Source organism: Pseudomonas pergaminensis, from assembly GCF_024112395.2.
In the GTDB taxonomy this organism is placed as follows: domain Bacteria; phylum Pseudomonadota; class Gammaproteobacteria; order Pseudomonadales; family Pseudomonadaceae; genus Aquipseudomonas; species Aquipseudomonas pergaminensis.
The window spans coordinates 3,696,808-3,713,734 of sequence record NZ_CP078013.2; the positions used below are offsets into that span (position 1 = coordinate 3,696,808).

The following is a 16,927-nucleotide window of genomic DNA, read 5'->3' on the forward strand; positions in this document are numbered from 1 at the left end:
CCATCACCTCATGTGCCGAGCGGCGGATGATAAGCGAAAAAAATTCCAACCCGCCAACCGCTCAAGCATCGCCTTTACCGACCAACTGGTCAGACCGGGACCTGCCAACCGTCAAATAATTGCTTGTGATTTCAAAAATACCGGGCGTAGACTGGCCCCGCACTGGACTTACCGGTATGACCACAACAATTAAGCCCTGGAACCACCAGGGCACCGAATAGAGATCCCTCCCATGCTCAGATGGTGCTCGCGTTCGATTTTCCTGCAAGTCGTGATTGGCCTGATGCTCGGCATAATCTGCGGCCTGGCCCTTCCCGAATTCTCCTCGCAACTCAAACCCCTGGGTGACGGCTTTATCAAGCTGATCAAGATGCTGATCGGCCTGATCGTATTCTGCGTGGTGGTCAGTGGCATTTCCGGCGCCGGCGACTTGAAGAAAGTCGGGCGTATCGGCCTCAAGTCGGTGATCTACTTTGAGGTCCTGACCACCGTCGCGCTGGTGATCGGCCTGGTCATGGCTTTCAGCACCGGTATCGGCCAAGGCGCCAATATCCACCTTGAGCAGTTGTCGTCGGCGGGCCTGAATGAACTGGCCGACAAGGGCCAGCACATCCGTGGCACCAGCCAGTTCCTCATGGACTTGATCCCCAACTCGGTGATCGGCGCCTTTGCCGACAATAACGTGTTGCAGGTGTTGCTGTTCTCGGTACTGTTCGGCAGTGCGTTGAACCTGGTGGGCGAAGCCGCCTCGGGCATCTCGCGGCTGATCAATGAACTGAGCCATGTGATCTTCCGCATCATGGGCATGATCGTGCGCCTCGCTCCCATCGGTGTGTTCGGCGCGATTGCGTTTACAACCAGCACCTATGGCCTGGATTCCCTGCAACACCTGGGCAGCCTGGTGGGATTGTTCTACCTGACCTGCTTTGCCTTCGTCGGCCTGATCCTCGGCCTGGTAATGCGTCTGTCGGGCCTGCGCATGCTGCCTTTGCTCAAATACCTGCGTGAAGAGCTGCTGATCGTGATGGGCACCGCCTCCTCCGACGCCGTGCTGCCACAGATCATGCGTAAACTTGAACATCTGGGCATCGGCAGCTCCACCGTGGGTCTGGTGATCCCAACGGGGTATTCGTTCAACCTCGACGGGTTCTCCATCTACCTGACCCTGGCCATCGTGTTTATCGCCAACGCCACCGGCACGCCGCTGTCGATGACTGATCTGATGACCATCCTGCTGGTATCGCTGATCACCTCCAAAGGCGCCCACGGCATACCCGGCTCGGCCCTGGTGATTCTGGCGGCGACGCTCACGGCGATTCCGGCGATCCCGGTGGTGGGCCTGGTGCTGGTGCTGGCGGTGGATTGGTTCATGGGCATCGGTCGTGCATTGACTAACCTGATCGGCAACTGTGTGGCAACCGTGGCCATTGCGCGCTGGGAGAAAGATATCGATATCCAGCGTGCCAACAAGGTGCTCGACGGCCAGCAAGGGTATGCCTTCCAGGCCAAGAAACCGGTATTGCCCGCGCACCAAGAGTTCTGACCGATTTCATGAGCGACACCGTTCAAATATGGGAGTGGGCTTGCTCGCGAAAGCGCTGGGTCAGTCACAGATGTATTGACTGAATAACCGCATTCGCGAGCAAGCCCGCTCCCACAGTTAAGAGTCGCCATGCTCGCTAATGTATTCGCAACATAAAGGAGAGGTAGACGTGATCAGCACCTCAACCGTCGTCAATTCAGTCGTCGAAAAACTGCGCGCCGCCTTGGCGCGGGGTCAGTGGCGCCGTGGCGAAATGCTCCCCGGCCAACGCGAACTGGCCGAACAGATGGGCATCAGCCGGCCCAGCCTGCGTGAAGCGGTGATTGTGCTCGAGACGCTTGGCCTGGTGCGCTCCATGCCCGGCAAAGGCGTGGTCGTATTGGAGACCAGCGTCAGCGAGCCACAGTCCAGTGACGCCGTGGCCGACGCCAGCCTGGAAGATATCCTGCAACTGCGCTACACCCTCGAACCCTTCATTGTCGGCCTGGTAGCCCAGTCCATCAGCAGCAAGGAAGTCGGCCAACTGCGCCTGACCCTGATGGACATGCGCGAAGCCCTCGACGCCGGTGATGCCGAAGCGGGCATGAATGCCTACATCGGTTTCCACGAAGAACTGTTCGCCCTCACCTCCAACCCGATCTTCCAGAACGTGGTGCAACAGACCAGCAACGCCCTCAAGCAAAGCGCCCAGGTACTGCGCAACTCGCCAGAACACCTGGCCGAGCGCCTGCAGGAAAACGAAGCCGTGGTGCGCGCCATCCGCAACAAGAACAGTGCCCTGGCCAGTGCCGAGATGCGTCGGCACATTCTTCAGGAAGGCCTGCGCATGGGGATTCGCTTGAACATTCCGGATGACCATCTGGGTAGTTGAATGACTGGAGACTGGCCATGACCGCTCACGCGCTGCAACGCGACCCCATACTCCCTGCCCTGCGCCTGGTCGCCGGCAGGAAGCCTTCGGTGGATGACATCTACCCGCGGCTGTTCGACGCCATTCTCGAGCAACGCATTGCGCCCTCCAGCCGTTTTACCGAAGAAGGCCTGGGCGAAACCTTCGGCGTGAGCCGCAGCGTGATCCGGCGGGTGCTGGCCAAGCTGTCCCATCAGCAAGTGATCATCCTGCGCCCCAACCAGCGCGCCCAGGTGGCAGCGCCGGATGCACAGCAGGCCCGGCAGATTCTGGAAGCGCGCAGGATGACCGAAGTCACCGTGGTGCAGTTGGCCTGTGCCCAGGCAACACCCCTGCAAATACGTCAATTGCGCGAGCTGATTGCCCGCGAGCGCGACTGTATCGAGCGAGATCAGCGTGGGCCGGCGATTCGCCTGTCCGGGGAATTTCATCTGCAACTGGCCGCCATGGCGGGCAATGCTCCCCTGGCACAGTTCCTCAACAGCCTGGTGCCGCTGACGTCGTTGATCATTGCCCAATACGAAGCGAAAGCCTGCACGTATTGCGCGTGGCAGGAGCATGTGGCGATTGTGGAGGCGGTGGAGCGGCGTGACTCAACGACCGCGGTGAACCTCATGATGCAGCACTTGGATCATCTGGAAAGCAGACTAGTAAAACACCACTGCACCTAAGTGAATGCAGGTCAAAACGTGCCGTTCAGTGTTTGATAAATAGCGTTCCAACAAAAAGCCCCCGCATCTCACGATGCGGGGGCTTTTGTTTTACCGAGGGATTACGCCGGTTGCAGCACCGACTGTCCACTCAACGCCAGGTCCAGCAGCTCGCGGTTGGCCACCGCGTACATGGCGTAGTCCGTGCCGACCGCAGCACGGATTTCCACCATCATCGCCACCCAACGCTCGGCCATGTCCTTGTGCTGCTCAAGCCACAGGGCCACGCGGGCTTCCATGTCTTGTGGCGCGTCGGCCATTTGCAGCACGGAGATGGTAATCGCGCGTTGCTGCCAGTCCACGTCGTCGCGGAAGGCTTCGCGGGCCTGGGCCTGCCAGTTGTTGGCCACTGGCAGGTCGCTGATCTGCTGCAGGTACCACGGCAGGTCCAGGGCGCTGCCGACGGCGAAGTAGGCCTTGGCCACTTCGGCGGCGTCATGCCCGGTGACGTCAGCGGCTTCGATGATCGGCAGCAAGGTGTACAGGTGGGTAGTGCCTGCAACCATGCGCGCCAACAGCTCCGGCACGCCGGCTTCGGTGTAGGCCTGGTAGCGGGTCTGCCAGCCTTCGCGGGTCGGGCCTTCCAGCAGTTCGTCGAGCTTGAGGCCCAAGGCGGCCAGGTGCGGACCGAAGTGTGCGGTGTCACGGCCAGCGTCCTGCTCGTTGCGACGGCTGCGCAGGAACCAGCGCGTGGCACGACGACCCAGGCGCATCAGCTCGTCCATCAACTGCAATTGCACGTCAGCGGAGACCTGGTGGTCCAGGGCTTCGATCTGACGGAACCAGTGCGGGAGGTGGAAGATGTCGCGCACGATCACATAGGCGCCCGCCACGTTCGCGGGGCTCATGCCGGTCGACTCTTTGAGTCGCTGCACGAAGGTGATGCCCATGTGGTTGACCAGGTCGTTGGCGATCTGGGTGCTGACGATTTCGCGCTTCAGGCGGTGACGACGCATGGCCTCGGAGAACTTGGCCACCAGGCTCGGCGGGAACGCGGTCTCCATGTCACGGGTCAGGTACTCGTCATCCGGTACCAGCGACTTGAGCAGCGCTTCCTTGAGGTCGATCTTGCTGTACGAGATCAGCACCGACAGCTCCGGACGGGTCAGACCCTTGCCATTCGCGGCGCGCTCGGTGAGCTGCTCCTCGGTCGGCAGGTACTCGATGGCGCGGTCCAGCTTGCCACGGCCTTCCAGGTCGCTCATCAGGCGCTTGTACTCGGCGGCACGCTCGTAGGCACGGCGCGCAGCCAGGGACAGGGCCTGGGTCTGCTTGTAGTTGTTGCCCAACACCAGGTGGCCGACTTCGTCGGTCATGCTCGCCAGCAACTGGTTGCGTTGCTTGTCGGTCATGTCACCGGCCTGCACCACTTCGTTGAGCAGGATCTTGATGTTCACTTCGTGGTCGGAGCAATCCACGCCACCGGCGTTGTCGATGAAGTCGGTGTTGGAACCGCCGCCATTGAGGCCGAATTCGACACGACCCAGCTGGGTCATGCCGAGGTTACCGCCCTCGCCCACCACCTTGCAGCGCAACTCGTTACCGTTGACGCGCAGTGCGTCGTTGGCCTTGTCGCCCACATCGGCGTGGCTTTCAGTGCTGGCCTTGACGTAAGTGCCAATACCGCCGTTCCACAACAGGTCCACCGGTGCCTTGAGCAAGGCGTTCAGCAGCTCGGTCGGGGTCAGCTTGTCGGCGGAGATATCGAAGCGTTCTTTCATCTGTGGCGAGATGGCAATGCTCTTCGCGCTGCGCGAGAAGATACCGCCGCCTTCGGACATGATGCTGGTGTCGTAGTCGGTCCAGGCCGAACGTGGCAGCTCGAACATGCGCTGGCGCTCGACGAAGCTGGTGGCCGGGTTGGGGTTTGGATCGATGAAGATATGCAGGTGGTTGAAGGCCGCGACCAGCTGCAGCTTGTCGGACATCAACAGGCCGTTACCGAACACGTCACCGGCCATGTCGCCGACGCCCACCACGGTGATGCTGTCTTCCTGCACGTTGATGCCGCGCTCACGGAAGTGACGCTGCACACCGACCCACGCGCCCTTGGCGGTGATGCCCATTTTCTTGTGATCGTAACCGGCGGAACCACCGGAAGCGAATGCATCGCCCAGCCAGAAGCCGTAGTCGATGGCGATGCCGTTGGCGATGTCGGAGAAGGTCGCAGTGCCCTTGTCCGCTGCTACCACCAGGTACGGGTCATCGTCGTCATGGCGCACGACGTTGGCCGGCGGCACCAGGGCGCCGTCTTTCAGGTTGTCGGTGATATCCAACAGGCCGGAAATGAAGATGCGGTAGCAGGCGATGCCCTCGGCCGCGATCTCGTCCCGGCTGCCGCCCAATGGCAGACGACGCGGCAGGAAGCCGCCCTTCGCACCCACGGGCACGATGACCGAGTTTTTCACTTGCTGGGCTTTTACCAGGCCAAGCACTTCGGTACGGAAGTCTTCTTCACGGTCGGACCAGCGCAGGCCACCACGCGCGACGTTGCCGAAACGCAAGTGCACGCCTTCGACGCGTGGCGAGTACACAAAGATTTCAAACTTCGGCACAGGCTTGGGCAGTTCAGGGATCGCATGCGGGTTGAACTTGAAGCTGAAGTACGACTTGTTCTGGCCGTTGGCGTCGGTCTGGTAGAAGTTGGTGCGCAGGGTGGCCTTGATCAGGTCCAGGTAGCGACGCAGGATGCGGTCTTCGTTGAGCACCTGAACATCGTCCAGGGCCGTGAGAATCGCTTGTTCCAGGCGTTGCTGCTTGTCTTCCAGGTCTTCACTGGTGAGCTTGCGCGCCAGGTAGAAGCGCGTCTTGAACAACCGGGTCAACTCGCGGGCGATGTCGGTGTGGTTGTTCAGGGTGCTGGCGATGTAACCCAGGTCGAAGCCCAGGCGGATCTGCTTCAGGTAACGGGCGTAGGCACGCAGCAGCGCAACGTCGCGCCACGGCAGGCCGGCAGTCAGTACCAGGCGGTTGAACGCATCGTTCTCGGCGTCGCCGTGCACGATGTGCACAAATGCGTCTTGCAGGGTGTCGTTGAGCTGCTGGATATCCAGGTTCACGCCTTCGGCGGCGATGAACGCGAAGTCATGGATCCAGAACTCACGGCCATTGGCGTGACGCAGGCGGTACGGGAACTCGCCCAGCACACGCAGGCCGAGGTTTTCCAGGATCGGCAACACGTCGGACAGCGCCAGCGGGGTGTCAGCGTGGTAGAGCTTGCAATGCAGCTCGCGTTGGCCGGAGACCTGGCCCAGCGGCTGATAGAAGCTCATCACCAGCGGGTTGGCTTCGGTGAGGCTCAGCAGGTGCTGCATGTCGACCACGGCCGAATGCGCGGCGAAACGCTCGCGGTAACCGGCCGGGAAGCCTTTCGGGAAGTCGGCCAGCACGTTGGTGCCGTGGGCTTCGCCGAAGCTTTCGACGACGAGGCTGGAGTAGTCGTCCTGCCAGCTGCGGCAGGCCTGCACCACTTCTTTTTCCAGCTGCAGCGGGTCGATGTCCAGGCGGTTCTTCGGGTCAACCCGCAGGATCAGCTGTACACGGGCCAGCACGGATTCGGAGAAGAAGGTCCAGAATTCGCAGTCCGAGGCCTTCAGGCGATCCATCAACACTTGCTGGATCTTCTGGCGTACTTCGGTGGAGTAGATGTCGCGCGGCACGTAGGCCAGGCAGTAGCAGAAACGACCGTACGGGTCTTTGCGCAGGAACACGCGGATCTTGTTGCGTTCCTGGATCTGCACGATCGACATCACGGTGCTGAACAGTTCGTCGACCGGGGTCTGGAACAAATCGTCACGGGGCAGCACTTCGACGACCTGGGCAAGCTCCTTGCCCAGGTGAGCCTTGGGCTGGAAGCCGGAACGGCGTTCGATTTCCGCGACCTTGCGGCGGATGTACGGAATGACCCGCACGCTTTCGCCATACACCGAGGAGGTGTACAGGCCCATGAAACGGTGTTCCTTGATGACTTTGCCGTCGGCGTCGATCTCACGGATCGACACATAGTCCGGGTAGGCTGGGCGGTGCACGCGGCTTGGGTGCGCCGCCTTGGCAAACGACAGCACGGTCGGCTCACGCAGGTAAGCCACGGCATAGTCTTCGATGCGCAGGTCGTCGGCGGTGAGGCCGGCGCGCAGCAGCTTGGTCAGACCGAGGAAGGAATCGGCGTCATATTCAATATGACCGCCGTCTGCCTCGTCACGTACCACGAACTCTTCATAGCCGAGGAAGGTGAAGTGGTTGCCCACCAGCCATTCCAGGAAGTTCTTGATCTCGGCTTTTTCTTCGCCGTCGATGACAAACTGGCTGGCGTCGATACCGGCCAGCAGGTCCTGGACCTTGGCTTTCATCGGTTCGAAATCAGCCACCGCCACGCGCACTTCGCCCAGCACCTGCTCCAGCTCTTTGCTCAGCACGTTCAGTTCGGCGGCGTTGGCGCAACGGTCGATTTCCAGGTACATCAGCGATTCTTGCTGGATACCTTCGCCCTGGGTGCCCTTGGGCAGGATTTCCAGCAGCTCGCCCTTGGCGCCACGGCGTACGCTGAGCACGGTGGTCTGCAGGGTGTGGATGCTGTAGCCACGGCGGTTCAGTTCGGTACGGACCGAATCCACCAAAAATGGCAGGTCATGGTGCAGCACTTCGACCGCGGTGTGGGTCGACTGCCAGCCATGACGTTCGTAATCGGGGTTGTAGACCCGCACTTGCGGTTGGGTGTGATCAAAGCGCTCAAGCAGGCGCCAGGCAGACAGGGTGCAACCGGCCAGGTCGGAAAGGCGACGCTGGGTCAGTTCGTCCAGGGAAATAATGCCGAAAAATTGCTCAGCGAACAGCGCCACTTGTGGCAGTGCCTGTTCACTGATGTGCTGCGCCAGTGCCGATTGCAGTTGATGCTGGAAGTCGGCCTTGCTGGCTGCGGTGAAGAACGCCATCTGTGGTACTCCGCTTGGGCTTGTTATTGATGAAAGCGTCGCGTGTTATCCCCTTGCGGGGAGACCGTCAGCGCTGTTCGCTGGTACTGATATAAGCACACTAGCGAATCAGGGTGACAGGTGAGTGAAGCTGGACAAGACAGTCAGGTCACATACAACTTCCATTGGACATACGCCTTGCCAGGCGACGGTACGACGGGCAGGTCAGGTTCCCGGCACAGGGCACATCCGTTGCGCAGCTTAACGAGTGTGGGAAGCCCGCTGCTTGCGACGCTGCGACATATTCGGTCATCGGTAAGCAGGCACTGGGTTGCTACTTGGGCAACCCGCAATATCCGGCAAAGAAACCTGCTATTTCAACGCCCGCGAGTACCAGAAATGACTGATAGTGCCCGTCAGGTCATGCACTGGGTCTGACACAGGATGCAGCACAAAATTCGCCGAAATGGCACAATTGCCCGCATTACGCCCTACCCCAGACAGGATTCCCCATGCTGCAGCTGAAAACCGACGCCCTGATGGTCACCCCGTGCGATGACGAAGAAGACAACATGGCGATGCTCTGCTGCCACGGCAAGAACGGCGAGATGTTCATGCTGACCCGCTACCCGGATGAGGACGAAGTGGAACTGACCTGGGATTACGAACCGTCGACCCTCGACGGGCTGAAAGTCACCCTGGGCGCCACGACCCTGCTGGTTGAACTGGCCGCAGGTGATGCCGATGCCCTGGGCGGCAAGGACCAGCTGGAGATCACCCACGCCACGGCCGCCTCCGACCTGGACGAGGTTGAAGAGACCTTGCAGAACATTCTCAACGGTACCGGCACCTTCACCCGGATTTAAACCGCACCAACGATAAAATGTGGGAGCTGGCTTGCCTGCGATGCGGGCGACTCGGTCTATCAGTCAGACCAGGGCGATGCCATCGCAGGCAAGCCAGCTCCCACAGTAACGGTGTTCGCAACAGAAAGTACGCGTGCCTCTGTTTGTGCGTTACACACAAAAATCCTACAAGTATTGCCAAAAATACCCGTTACTCCGTTAGTCGCCGCCCCCCTCGATGCATTAAAGTAGACGCCCCAGGCCTTGGCATTTCTCACGACGCCCCGGCTCATCTCTCCAGGAACCGTCATCGATGGAACATCGTGAAGCGCTGCTTGCGCTGCGAACCTTTCTTTCTACGCAGATTCTCGGCCAGGAAAAACTCATTGATCGCCTGCTGATCGCGCTGCTCGCCGACGGCCATATGCTGGTAGAAGGCGCACCGGGCCTGGCCAAGACCAAGGCCATCAAAGAGCTGGCCGAAGGCATTGAAGCGCAGTTCCATCGTATCCAGTTCACCCCTGACCTGTTGCCCGCCGACATCACCGGTACCGAGATCTATCGCCCGGAAACCGGCAGCTTTGTGTTCCAACAAGGGCCGATCTTCCACAACCTGGTGCTGGCGGACGAAATCAACCGCGCGCCGGCCAAGGTGCAATCGGCGTTGCTGGAGGCCATGGCCGAGCGCCAGGTCAGCGTCGGGCGTAGCACCTACGACCTGTCGCCACTGTTCCTGGTGATGGCCACGCAAAACCCCATCGAGCAGGAAGGCACCTACCCGCTGCCAGAAGCCCAGCTCGACCGTTTCCTGATGCACGTCAAGATCGGCTTCCCCGACGCCGCCGTCGAGCGACGTATCCTGCAACAAGCCCGTGGCGAAGCGCTCAACGGCGAAACCAAACCGGAACGCCGCGTCAGCCAGCAGGCGATCTTCGCCGCGCGCAAGGAAATCCTCGGCCTGTACATGGCAGACGCCGTGGAGGAATACCTGGTGCAGCTGGTGATGGCTACGCGCACCCCGGCCAAGTTCGACCCGGAGATGGCCGAGTGGATCGCCTACGGCGCCAGCCCACGCGGCTCTATCGCCCTCGACCGCTGCGCGCGGGCGCATGCCTGGCTGGCCGGTCGCGACTTCGTCAGCCCGGAAGACATCCAGGCGGTGCTGTTCGACGTGCTGCGCCACCGCATCATCCTGTCGTTCGAGGCCGAAGCCGCCGGCATTGACCAGGACCGTGTGGTGCAACGCATTCTTGACGTCGTTGCCGTCGCTTGAAACCCATGAGCACCGGCGACGGGATTCGCATCACGCTCAGCGAACTGATCGAGATGCGCCATCGCGTGCGCGAAGTGCAGCTGTTTTCCACGCCGAGCCAGCGCAGCCCGCTGATCGGCCTGCACCACTCCAAGCTGCGCGGGCGCGGGGTCGACTTCGACCAAGTGCGCGTGTACCAGGCTGGCGATGACGTGCGCACCATCGACTGGCGCGTGACGGCGCGCACCCAGGAACCGCATACCAAGCTGTTCCATGAAGAACGCGAGCGCCCGATTTTCATCATGGTGGAGCAAAGCTGCCGGCTGTTTTTCGGCTCCGGGCAGATGTTCAAGTCGGTGCTGGCGGCCCAGGCGGCCAGCCTGATCGGCTGGGCTGCGCTGGGGCACAACGACCGCGTCGGCGGGCTGGTGTTCGGTGACAACGAGCACTATGAAATTAAGCCGCGCCGCAGCAAGCAAAGCCTGCTGCAGTTGCTCAACCGCCTGGTGCGCGTCAACCAGAGCCTGAGCACCGAGAGCCGCCCCGAAGCCGACGCCCTCGGCATGGCCCTGCGGCGTGGCCGCGAAGTCTTGCGTCCCGGCAGCCTGGTGATCGTGATCTGCGATGAACGCGCACTGACCGAAGGTGCCGAGCAACAGCTGAGCCTGCTGTCGCGGCATTGCGACCTGCTGCTGTTGCCGATCTCCGACCCACTGGACCACGCCCTGCCCGCGGCCGGGTTGCTGCGCTTCGCAGAGCGCGGCGCACAGCTGGAACTGGACACGCTCAACTTCGATTTGCGCCAGGCCTACAAGGCCCAGGCCGAAGCGCGCATTGCCCGTTGGGAGCTGCTCGCGCAGAAACTGCGCGTACTGTTGATGCCCTTGAGCACCCAGAGCGAAATGGTCGAGCAACTGCGCGAATACCTCAACCCGCAACGCCCGGTTAAAAAACAATGAGCAGCCTTGACCAACTGCAGCCACTGATCGCCCCGCCCGCCATCGGTTTCTGGCCGCCTGCACCGGGCTGGTGGCTGTTGCTGCTGGTGATTCCGTTGCTGGGGTGGGGCCTGTGGTGGCTGCGGCGTTTCCTGCCGACCCGTCGCCCCATCGCCCGCGCCGAACAACCGCTGGACCCGCTGCGCATCGCCGCCCTGGCGGAACTGGCGCTGATGCCCAAACCCTACGACGGCGCCCCGGCCGGTGCCTGGCTGCAGCAACTCAATGGCCTGCTCAAGCGCCTGTGCCGCAATGACTACCCCTACAGCCAGAGCCACACCCTCAACGGCCGCAAATGGCTGGCCTTCCTCGATAACCGCTGCCCCGCCGCCGGCCTCACGCGATGGATGGTGCTGGTGGAAGGCGCCTACAAGCCCGAATGCAAACTCGACGACAAGGCAATCGCCGGCCTGACCCAAGCGGTCGATACCTGGATTCGCAAACATGTTTGAGTTCGCCTGGCCGTGGATCTTTGCCCTGTTGCCTCTACCCTGGCTGATGCGCCTGGTGCTGCCGGCCGCCGACAGCGGCGAGCCCGCCCTGAAAGTCAGCTACCTCAGCGACCTCGAAGGCCTGGCCCGTCGCCGTGCGCGCGTCAACCTGCCGGGCTGGCGCCAGCAAGCGCCGTTCGTGGTGCTGTGGTTACTGCTGTTGACTGCCGCCGCGCGCCCGGAATGGCTCGGCGAGCCGCTGCCGATTGCCGCCAGTGGCCGCGATTTGCTGGTGGCGGTAGACGTGTCCGGTTCCATGGATTTTCCTGACATGAACTGGCAAGACGAAGACGTGAGTCGCTTGAGCCTGGTCAAACACCTGCTCGGCGATTTCCTCGAAGGTCGCGAGGGTGATCGCGTCGGCTTGATCCTGTTCGGCAGCCAGGCCTACCTGCAAGCGCCGCTGACCTTCGACCGCCGCACCGTGCGCACCTGGCTGGATGAAGCGCGCATCGGCATTGCCGGCAAGAACACCGCGATTGGCGACGCCATCGGCCTGGCCCTCAAACGCCTGCGCCAGCGTCCGGCGCAGAGCCGCGTGCTGATCCTCGTCACCGATGGCGCCAACAATGCCGGGCAGATCGACCCACTCACGGCGGCGCGCCTGGCTGCCGAAGAAGGCGTGAAGATCTACCCGATCGGCATCGGCGCCGACCCCGAGCAAACTGGCTCACTGGGCATCCTCGGCGTCAACCCGAGCCTGGACCTCGACGAGCCTGCACTCAAGGCCATCGCTGAAGCCACTGGCGGCCAATACTTCCGCGCCCGCGATGGCGAAGAACTGCAAACCATCAAGGCAACGCTCGACAAACTCGAACCCGTCGAGCAACAACCCACCCAGGCACGCCCGGCCCTGGCGCTGTACAGCGCGCCGCTGGCCCTGGCGTTGGTGCTGAGTATGCTGCTGGTGATCCAGGAGCGCTGGCCGAACAACGCCTTGCAGCGGCTGTTCAACCGGCTCTCGAGCAAAGGGATTTTCCTGCAGCAACACCCGGAATGGCGCCAGCGCTTCAAGCGCCTGCGTTTGCGGAGGCGTCGATGATCGACCTGTGGCCGCACTGGTTCCGTCCCTGGTGGCTGTTGCTGCTGCCGTTGCTCGGCTGGTTGCTGTGGCACCTGTGGCACCGGCAAAAGCGTGCCGGGCGCTGGCAGATGATCCTGCCGCCGGCCTTCCACGCCGACCTGCTCAGCGGTGGCAGCGGGCGTGAGAGCAAAACGCCGTGGGTGGTGCTCGGCATTGCCTGGCTACTGGCAGTGCTGGCGTTGCTCGGCCCCAGTTGGCAGCGCGTTGAGCAGTCCAGTCAGAAGCCATCCGACCCGTTGGTAGTGCTGCTGGAACTGACCCCGGAAATGCTCGCCACCGACAGCCCGCCCAATCGCCTGGAGCAGGCACGCCGCAAGCTGTATGACCTGTTGCAGGCGCGCACCGACGCGCAAACCGCCATCGTCGTGTATGCCGGCAGTGCCCACACCCTGGTGCCGCTGTCGGACGACCTGGCCACCAGCCGCAACCTGCTGGAAGCCTTGCGCCCATCGATCATGCCCGAGGCTGGCCACCGTGCCGACCTGGCTGTCGAGAAAGCCCTTGGCCTGCTCAAGCAAGGCGGGCTCGGCCAGGGGCGCCTGTTGCTGATCGGTTCCTCGCTGTCCAAACAGGAACGCCAGGGCATCCGCCTGCTGCTGCAAAGCGGCCAGGCGCCGAGCTTGTCGATCCTTGGCATCGGCAGCCGTGAGGGCACGCCGGTGACCCAGGAAAGCGGCGAGTTCCTCAAGGACGAACAAGGCGCGATCCTGGTGCCACGCCTGGACAGCCCGACCCTCAAGGCCTTCGCCAGCGAAATGGGCGGCCGCTACCGCGCTGCGCGCCTGGACGACAAAGACCTGCGCCAGCTCGGCGTGCTGGACCCACCGCAAACCTTGCGCAACGACGGCCAATTGCTGCACCTCGACACCTGGGCCGACCAGGGTTACTGGCTGCTCCTGCCGCTGTTGCTGCTGGCCGCTTGCGCTGGCCGGCGCGGCTGGTTGTTCTGCCTGCCGCTGTTGCTGTTGACTGCACCGCAACCCAGCTACGCCTTCGGCCTGCAGGACCTGTGGCTGCGTCCGGATCAGCAAGGCCAATATCTGTTGAAGAAAAAACGTCCCGCCGAAGCCGCCGAACACTTTGAAGACCCGCAGTGGCAAGGCGTGGCGCTGTACGAGGCCGGCAACTATGCCGAGGCTATCAAGCGTTTCGCCGAAGGCAATGACGCCTACTCCCACTACAATCGTGGGAATGCCCTGGCCAAGTCCGGTGAATTGGAAGCGGCGATCGACGCCTACGAGCAAGCACTCGAAGCCCAGCCCGACCTGCAACCGGCGCTGAAAAACAAGGCGCTGGTGGAAACCCTGATGCAGGAACAGGCCGAGCCTGAGCCCACTAAACCGGCAAAAAACGAGGATGACGAAACCACCCAACCCGGCCAAACTGCGCAACCGGGCGCCACTGGGCAAAACGCCACGGGTGGCGAGCAGTCGTCACAAGGCCAGGGTGAAGCCGGCACTGGCGACACCCAGACGGGCAACACGCCGCAAACCGCGGGCAATGAGGTACCGGGCAGTGAGCTGGGCGACGAACAGACCACCACCCCGCCGCTGCGTCCCAATGATGCCAGCCTCGACGGTGAACACCGCCAGGCCCTGGAGCAATGGCTGCGAGAGATCCCGGACAACCCCGGCGAACTGCTGCGCCGCAAATTCTGGTACGAACAGCAACAACATCAGGACAAGACTCGATGAGCCGCCGCACCACCCTACTGCTCCTGCTCGCCTTGTCGGCAGGCCACGCCCAGGCGGCGAACCTGACCGCCAGCGTCGACCGCAGCCGCCTCAACTCCGGGGAAACGGTGGAACTGACGGTGGAATCCAGCGATGTCACCCAGTTCGGCAAGCCGGACCTTGCGCCCCTGGATGCGCAGTTCGAAGTCAGCGGCACCCGCCAGATCAACCAGCTCACCACGTTAGGTGGCGATAACCACGCCACCACACGCTGGATCATCACCCTGCTGCCCAAGGAAAACGGCACGGTGGTCATCCCACCCCTGCAGGTGGGCGAGTACAAGACCCAGCCGATCAGCCTGCAAGTCATGGAGACCGCCAGCCAGAACACCGCCGCCGAGCTGGCGCCGGTGTTTGTCGAGGCCAACCTCGACCAGACCAGCGTCTACGTGCAGGCCCAGGCACTGTTGACGGTGCGCGTGTACCACTCGGTGTCGCTGTATGACGACAGCAGCCTCACGCCTTTGCAGATTGCCGATGCACGCGTGGAGCAGTTGGGCGAGTCGCGCACCTACGAGAAGGTGATCAACAGCATCCGCCATGGCGTGATCGAAACCCGCTACGCGATTTACCCGCAGCACAGCGGCACCCTGGCGATCCCGGCACAGACCTTCAGCGCGACGCTGGTGGAGTCGCGCCCGGCCCAGGAAAACACCCTGCAGGGCACCAAGCCCGGCAAGCTGATCCACGTCAGCTCTGCGGAGTTGCCCCTGGTGGTCAAACCCAAACCCGCGCTGTACCCGGCGGATACGCCCTGGTTGCCGGCGCGCAGCCTGACCCTGAGCGAAAACTGGAACCCGGAGCCTGAGCACGTGCAGGTCGGCGATTCGCTGACCCGCAGCCTCACGGTCAAGGCCGAGGGCCTGTCCAGCGCGCAACTGCCGGCCCTGCCCAGCACCGACATCAGCGGCTTGCGCCGCTACCCGGACCAACCGGTGCTCGGCAACCAGACCAATGACCGCGGCCTGATCGGCAGCCGTGAAGACCGCGAAGCCCTGGTGCCCAACCGCGCCGGCGCCCTGGAGCTGCCTGCCGTGGACGTGGTGTGGTGGAACACCCACGAAGACCACCTTGAGCGCAGCAGCTTGCCGGCCCGCACTCTGCAGGTTGCCATCAACCCGAGCCTGGCCGTGGATACCCCCGCCACGCCAACGGTGATCACCGCGCCGGATGATGAACGCCTGTGGCTGTGGCAACTGAGCACATTAATCCTCGCCTGCACCACATTGCTGGGATTTGGCCTCTGGTGGCGCGCGCGTCGCCAACCCGCTGTGCAACGCGCCGCGCAAACCGGCCCAAGCCCACGCACCCTGCTCGACGACCTCAAGCGTGCCACCCAGGCCAATGACCCGCAGGCCACCCGCCAGGCCCTCGACGCCTGGGCTCGCCAGCAGCCGGAAACGCTGGCCGATATGGCGGCGCGGTTCGTGCCGCTGTCGGATGCGCTGGATGGGTTGAATGGTGCGCTGTACAGCGAGAGTGGGCATTTCTGGCTGGGCGAAGACTTGTGGCGTGCAGTCAAGGCCATTCCGGTGGCTGAGCGTGAACAAGACCCGGCGACGGATACCACGAGTTTGCCGCCGCTCTACCCCAAGTAACCGCAACCTCCCTGACACCACACACATCAAAAATGTGGGAGCGGGCTTGCCCGCGAATACGGTGTGTCAGATAAAGATACATCGACTGATACACCGCATTCGCGGGCAAGCCCGCTCCCACACTTGATCTCCATCGTTCGGTTGACATGCATTGTCAAAGGCCAGCAATCCATATCGCTTTAATTTGCAGGAAGTTTCCTAGACAATCCCACGGCCTTGCGCCTGCTCACTCCACTGGCTAGCCTTCGCTCCGTCGCTGCACATCAGCGATCAGGGGTGAGATCCTGTGAACAGGAAGCCAAGCGCCACAACCGCGAGCAACATGCTTTATGGCGGCTGTGTGCGGGCGGACTTCGGTCCGACCGGTTGCTCCTGCCCGGTAATCTCACCCCGCACATAGCTGCCACCTTTTGTCGAGTGAGATCGCCAAAAGAATGGCTCCCAACTTTGTCAGGAGATCCATTCATGAACAAAATCGTCCCCAGCCCACCGCCCACCTTCACCGTGCACCACGACCTCAGCTTCGAAGACGCCCTCGCCCAGATCTGCGACCTGCTGCGTTGCGCAGCCGCGACCGCTGCGGGCACCACCCAAACGCTAAGCAGTGATCAGCGCCATATGGCGGGCGCCACCGAGCACCTGATCAACAGTGCCAGAGCCCTGGCCGACCGAGCGCTGGACTGTCTGCACGCGTAACCCCTGTGGGAGCGGGCTTGCTCGCGAAAGCGGTGTGCCAGGTAAAAATGCACTGACTGACACACCGCTTTCGCGAGCAAGCCCGCTCCCACATTGGATCTGTGTCACCCACAGGCACCAGGTGTGCTTTTACAGGTAAACTCCCCTCCTTTTCATC

At 62.4% G+C, this 16,927-nt stretch carries 12 protein-coding genes; 11 read left to right on the forward strand and 1 reads right to left on the reverse strand.

All coding sequences use genetic code 11. The features are described 5' to 3' along the window. Positions 1 to 217: 217 nt before the first annotated feature. The 3 genes from KUA23_RS16690 (at position 218) to KUA23_RS16700 (ending at position 3,124) form a co-directional block, all read left to right on the forward strand. Positions 218 to 1,543 carry a C4-dicarboxylate transporter DctA gene (locus KUA23_RS16690; RefSeq protein ID WP_177409504.1) on the forward strand — a complete coding sequence of 442 codons (1,326 nt, stop codon included), beginning with the start codon at positions 218 to 220 and terminating at the stop codon, positions 1,541 to 1,543. A gap of 169 nt (positions 1,544 to 1,712) precedes the next feature. Continuing rightward, positions 1,713 to 2,414: a FadR/GntR family transcriptional regulator gene (locus tag KUA23_RS16695; protein ID WP_012724653.1), complete on the forward strand. Its 702-nt coding sequence runs from the start codon at positions 1,713 to 1,715 to the stop codon at positions 2,412 to 2,414. A gap of 17 nt (positions 2,415 to 2,431) precedes the next feature. Next, positions 2,432 to 3,124 carry a GntR family transcriptional regulator gene (locus tag KUA23_RS16700; protein ID WP_099491578.1) on the forward strand — a complete coding sequence of 231 codons (693 nt, stop codon included), beginning with the start codon at positions 2,432 to 2,434 and terminating at the stop codon, positions 3,122 to 3,124. 101 nt (positions 3,125 to 3,225) lie between these two features. On the opposite strand, the gene KUA23_RS16705 is transcribed toward KUA23_RS16700, so the two are convergent. Beyond that, positions 3,226 to 8,094, reverse strand: coding sequence for an NAD-glutamate dehydrogenase (locus tag KUA23_RS16705; protein ID WP_078048748.1), 4,869 nt, complete (start codon positions 8,092 to 8,094; stop codon positions 3,226 to 3,228). Between the two features lie 491 nt (positions 8,095 to 8,585). Between KUA23_RS16705 and KUA23_RS16710 the strand changes: the two genes are divergently transcribed. The 8 genes from KUA23_RS16710 (at position 8,586) to KUA23_RS16745 (ending at position 16,770) form a co-directional block, all read left to right on the forward strand. Next, positions 8,586 to 8,939, forward strand: a complete 354-nt coding sequence (locus KUA23_RS16710) for a hypothetical protein (RefSeq protein ID WP_028616470.1) — start codon at positions 8,586 to 8,588, stop codon at positions 8,937 to 8,939. 292 nt (positions 8,940 to 9,231) lie between these two features. Further along, a complete protein-coding gene (locus tag KUA23_RS16715; protein WP_003174327.1) occupies positions 9,232 to 10,191 on the forward strand; it encodes an AAA family ATPase in 960 nt (319 codons plus the stop codon). A 5-nt stretch (positions 10,192 to 10,196) separates the two neighbouring features. Beyond that, the gene (locus KUA23_RS16720; protein ID WP_252992450.1) at positions 10,197 to 11,129 is read left to right on the forward strand and encodes a DUF58 domain-containing protein; all 933 of its coding nucleotides are present in this window, start codon (positions 10,197 to 10,199) and stop codon (positions 11,127 to 11,129) included. After that, on the forward strand, positions 11,126 to 11,620 hold the full coding sequence (locus tag KUA23_RS16725) for a DUF4381 domain-containing protein (RefSeq protein ID WP_025857779.1): 495 nt from the start codon (positions 11,126 to 11,128) through the stop codon (positions 11,618 to 11,620). Before KUA23_RS16720 ends, KUA23_RS16725 begins: the two co-directional genes overlap by 4 nt. Next, entirely contained in the window at positions 11,613 to 12,701 is a 1,089-nt protein-coding gene (locus tag KUA23_RS16730; RefSeq protein WP_252992451.1) for a vWA domain-containing protein, read from the forward strand. The genes KUA23_RS16725 and KUA23_RS16730 overlap by 8 nt, the downstream gene beginning before the upstream one ends. Further along, complete coding sequence (locus KUA23_RS16735) at positions 12,698 to 14,437, forward strand: tetratricopeptide repeat protein (protein WP_252992452.1); 1,740 nt, start codon at positions 12,698 to 12,700, stop codon at positions 14,435 to 14,437. Before KUA23_RS16730 ends, KUA23_RS16735 begins: the two co-directional genes overlap by 4 nt. Beyond that, entirely contained in the window at positions 14,434 to 16,074 is a 1,641-nt protein-coding gene (locus KUA23_RS16740; RefSeq protein WP_252992453.1) for a BatD family protein, read from the forward strand. The genes KUA23_RS16735 and KUA23_RS16740 overlap by 4 nt, the downstream gene beginning before the upstream one ends. Positions 16,075 to 16,539: 465 nt before the next feature. Then, a complete protein-coding gene (locus KUA23_RS16745) occupies positions 16,540 to 16,770 on the forward strand; it encodes a DUF6124 family protein (protein WP_214496867.1) in 231 nt (76 codons plus the stop codon). Positions 16,771 to 16,927: the final 157 nt, after the last annotated feature.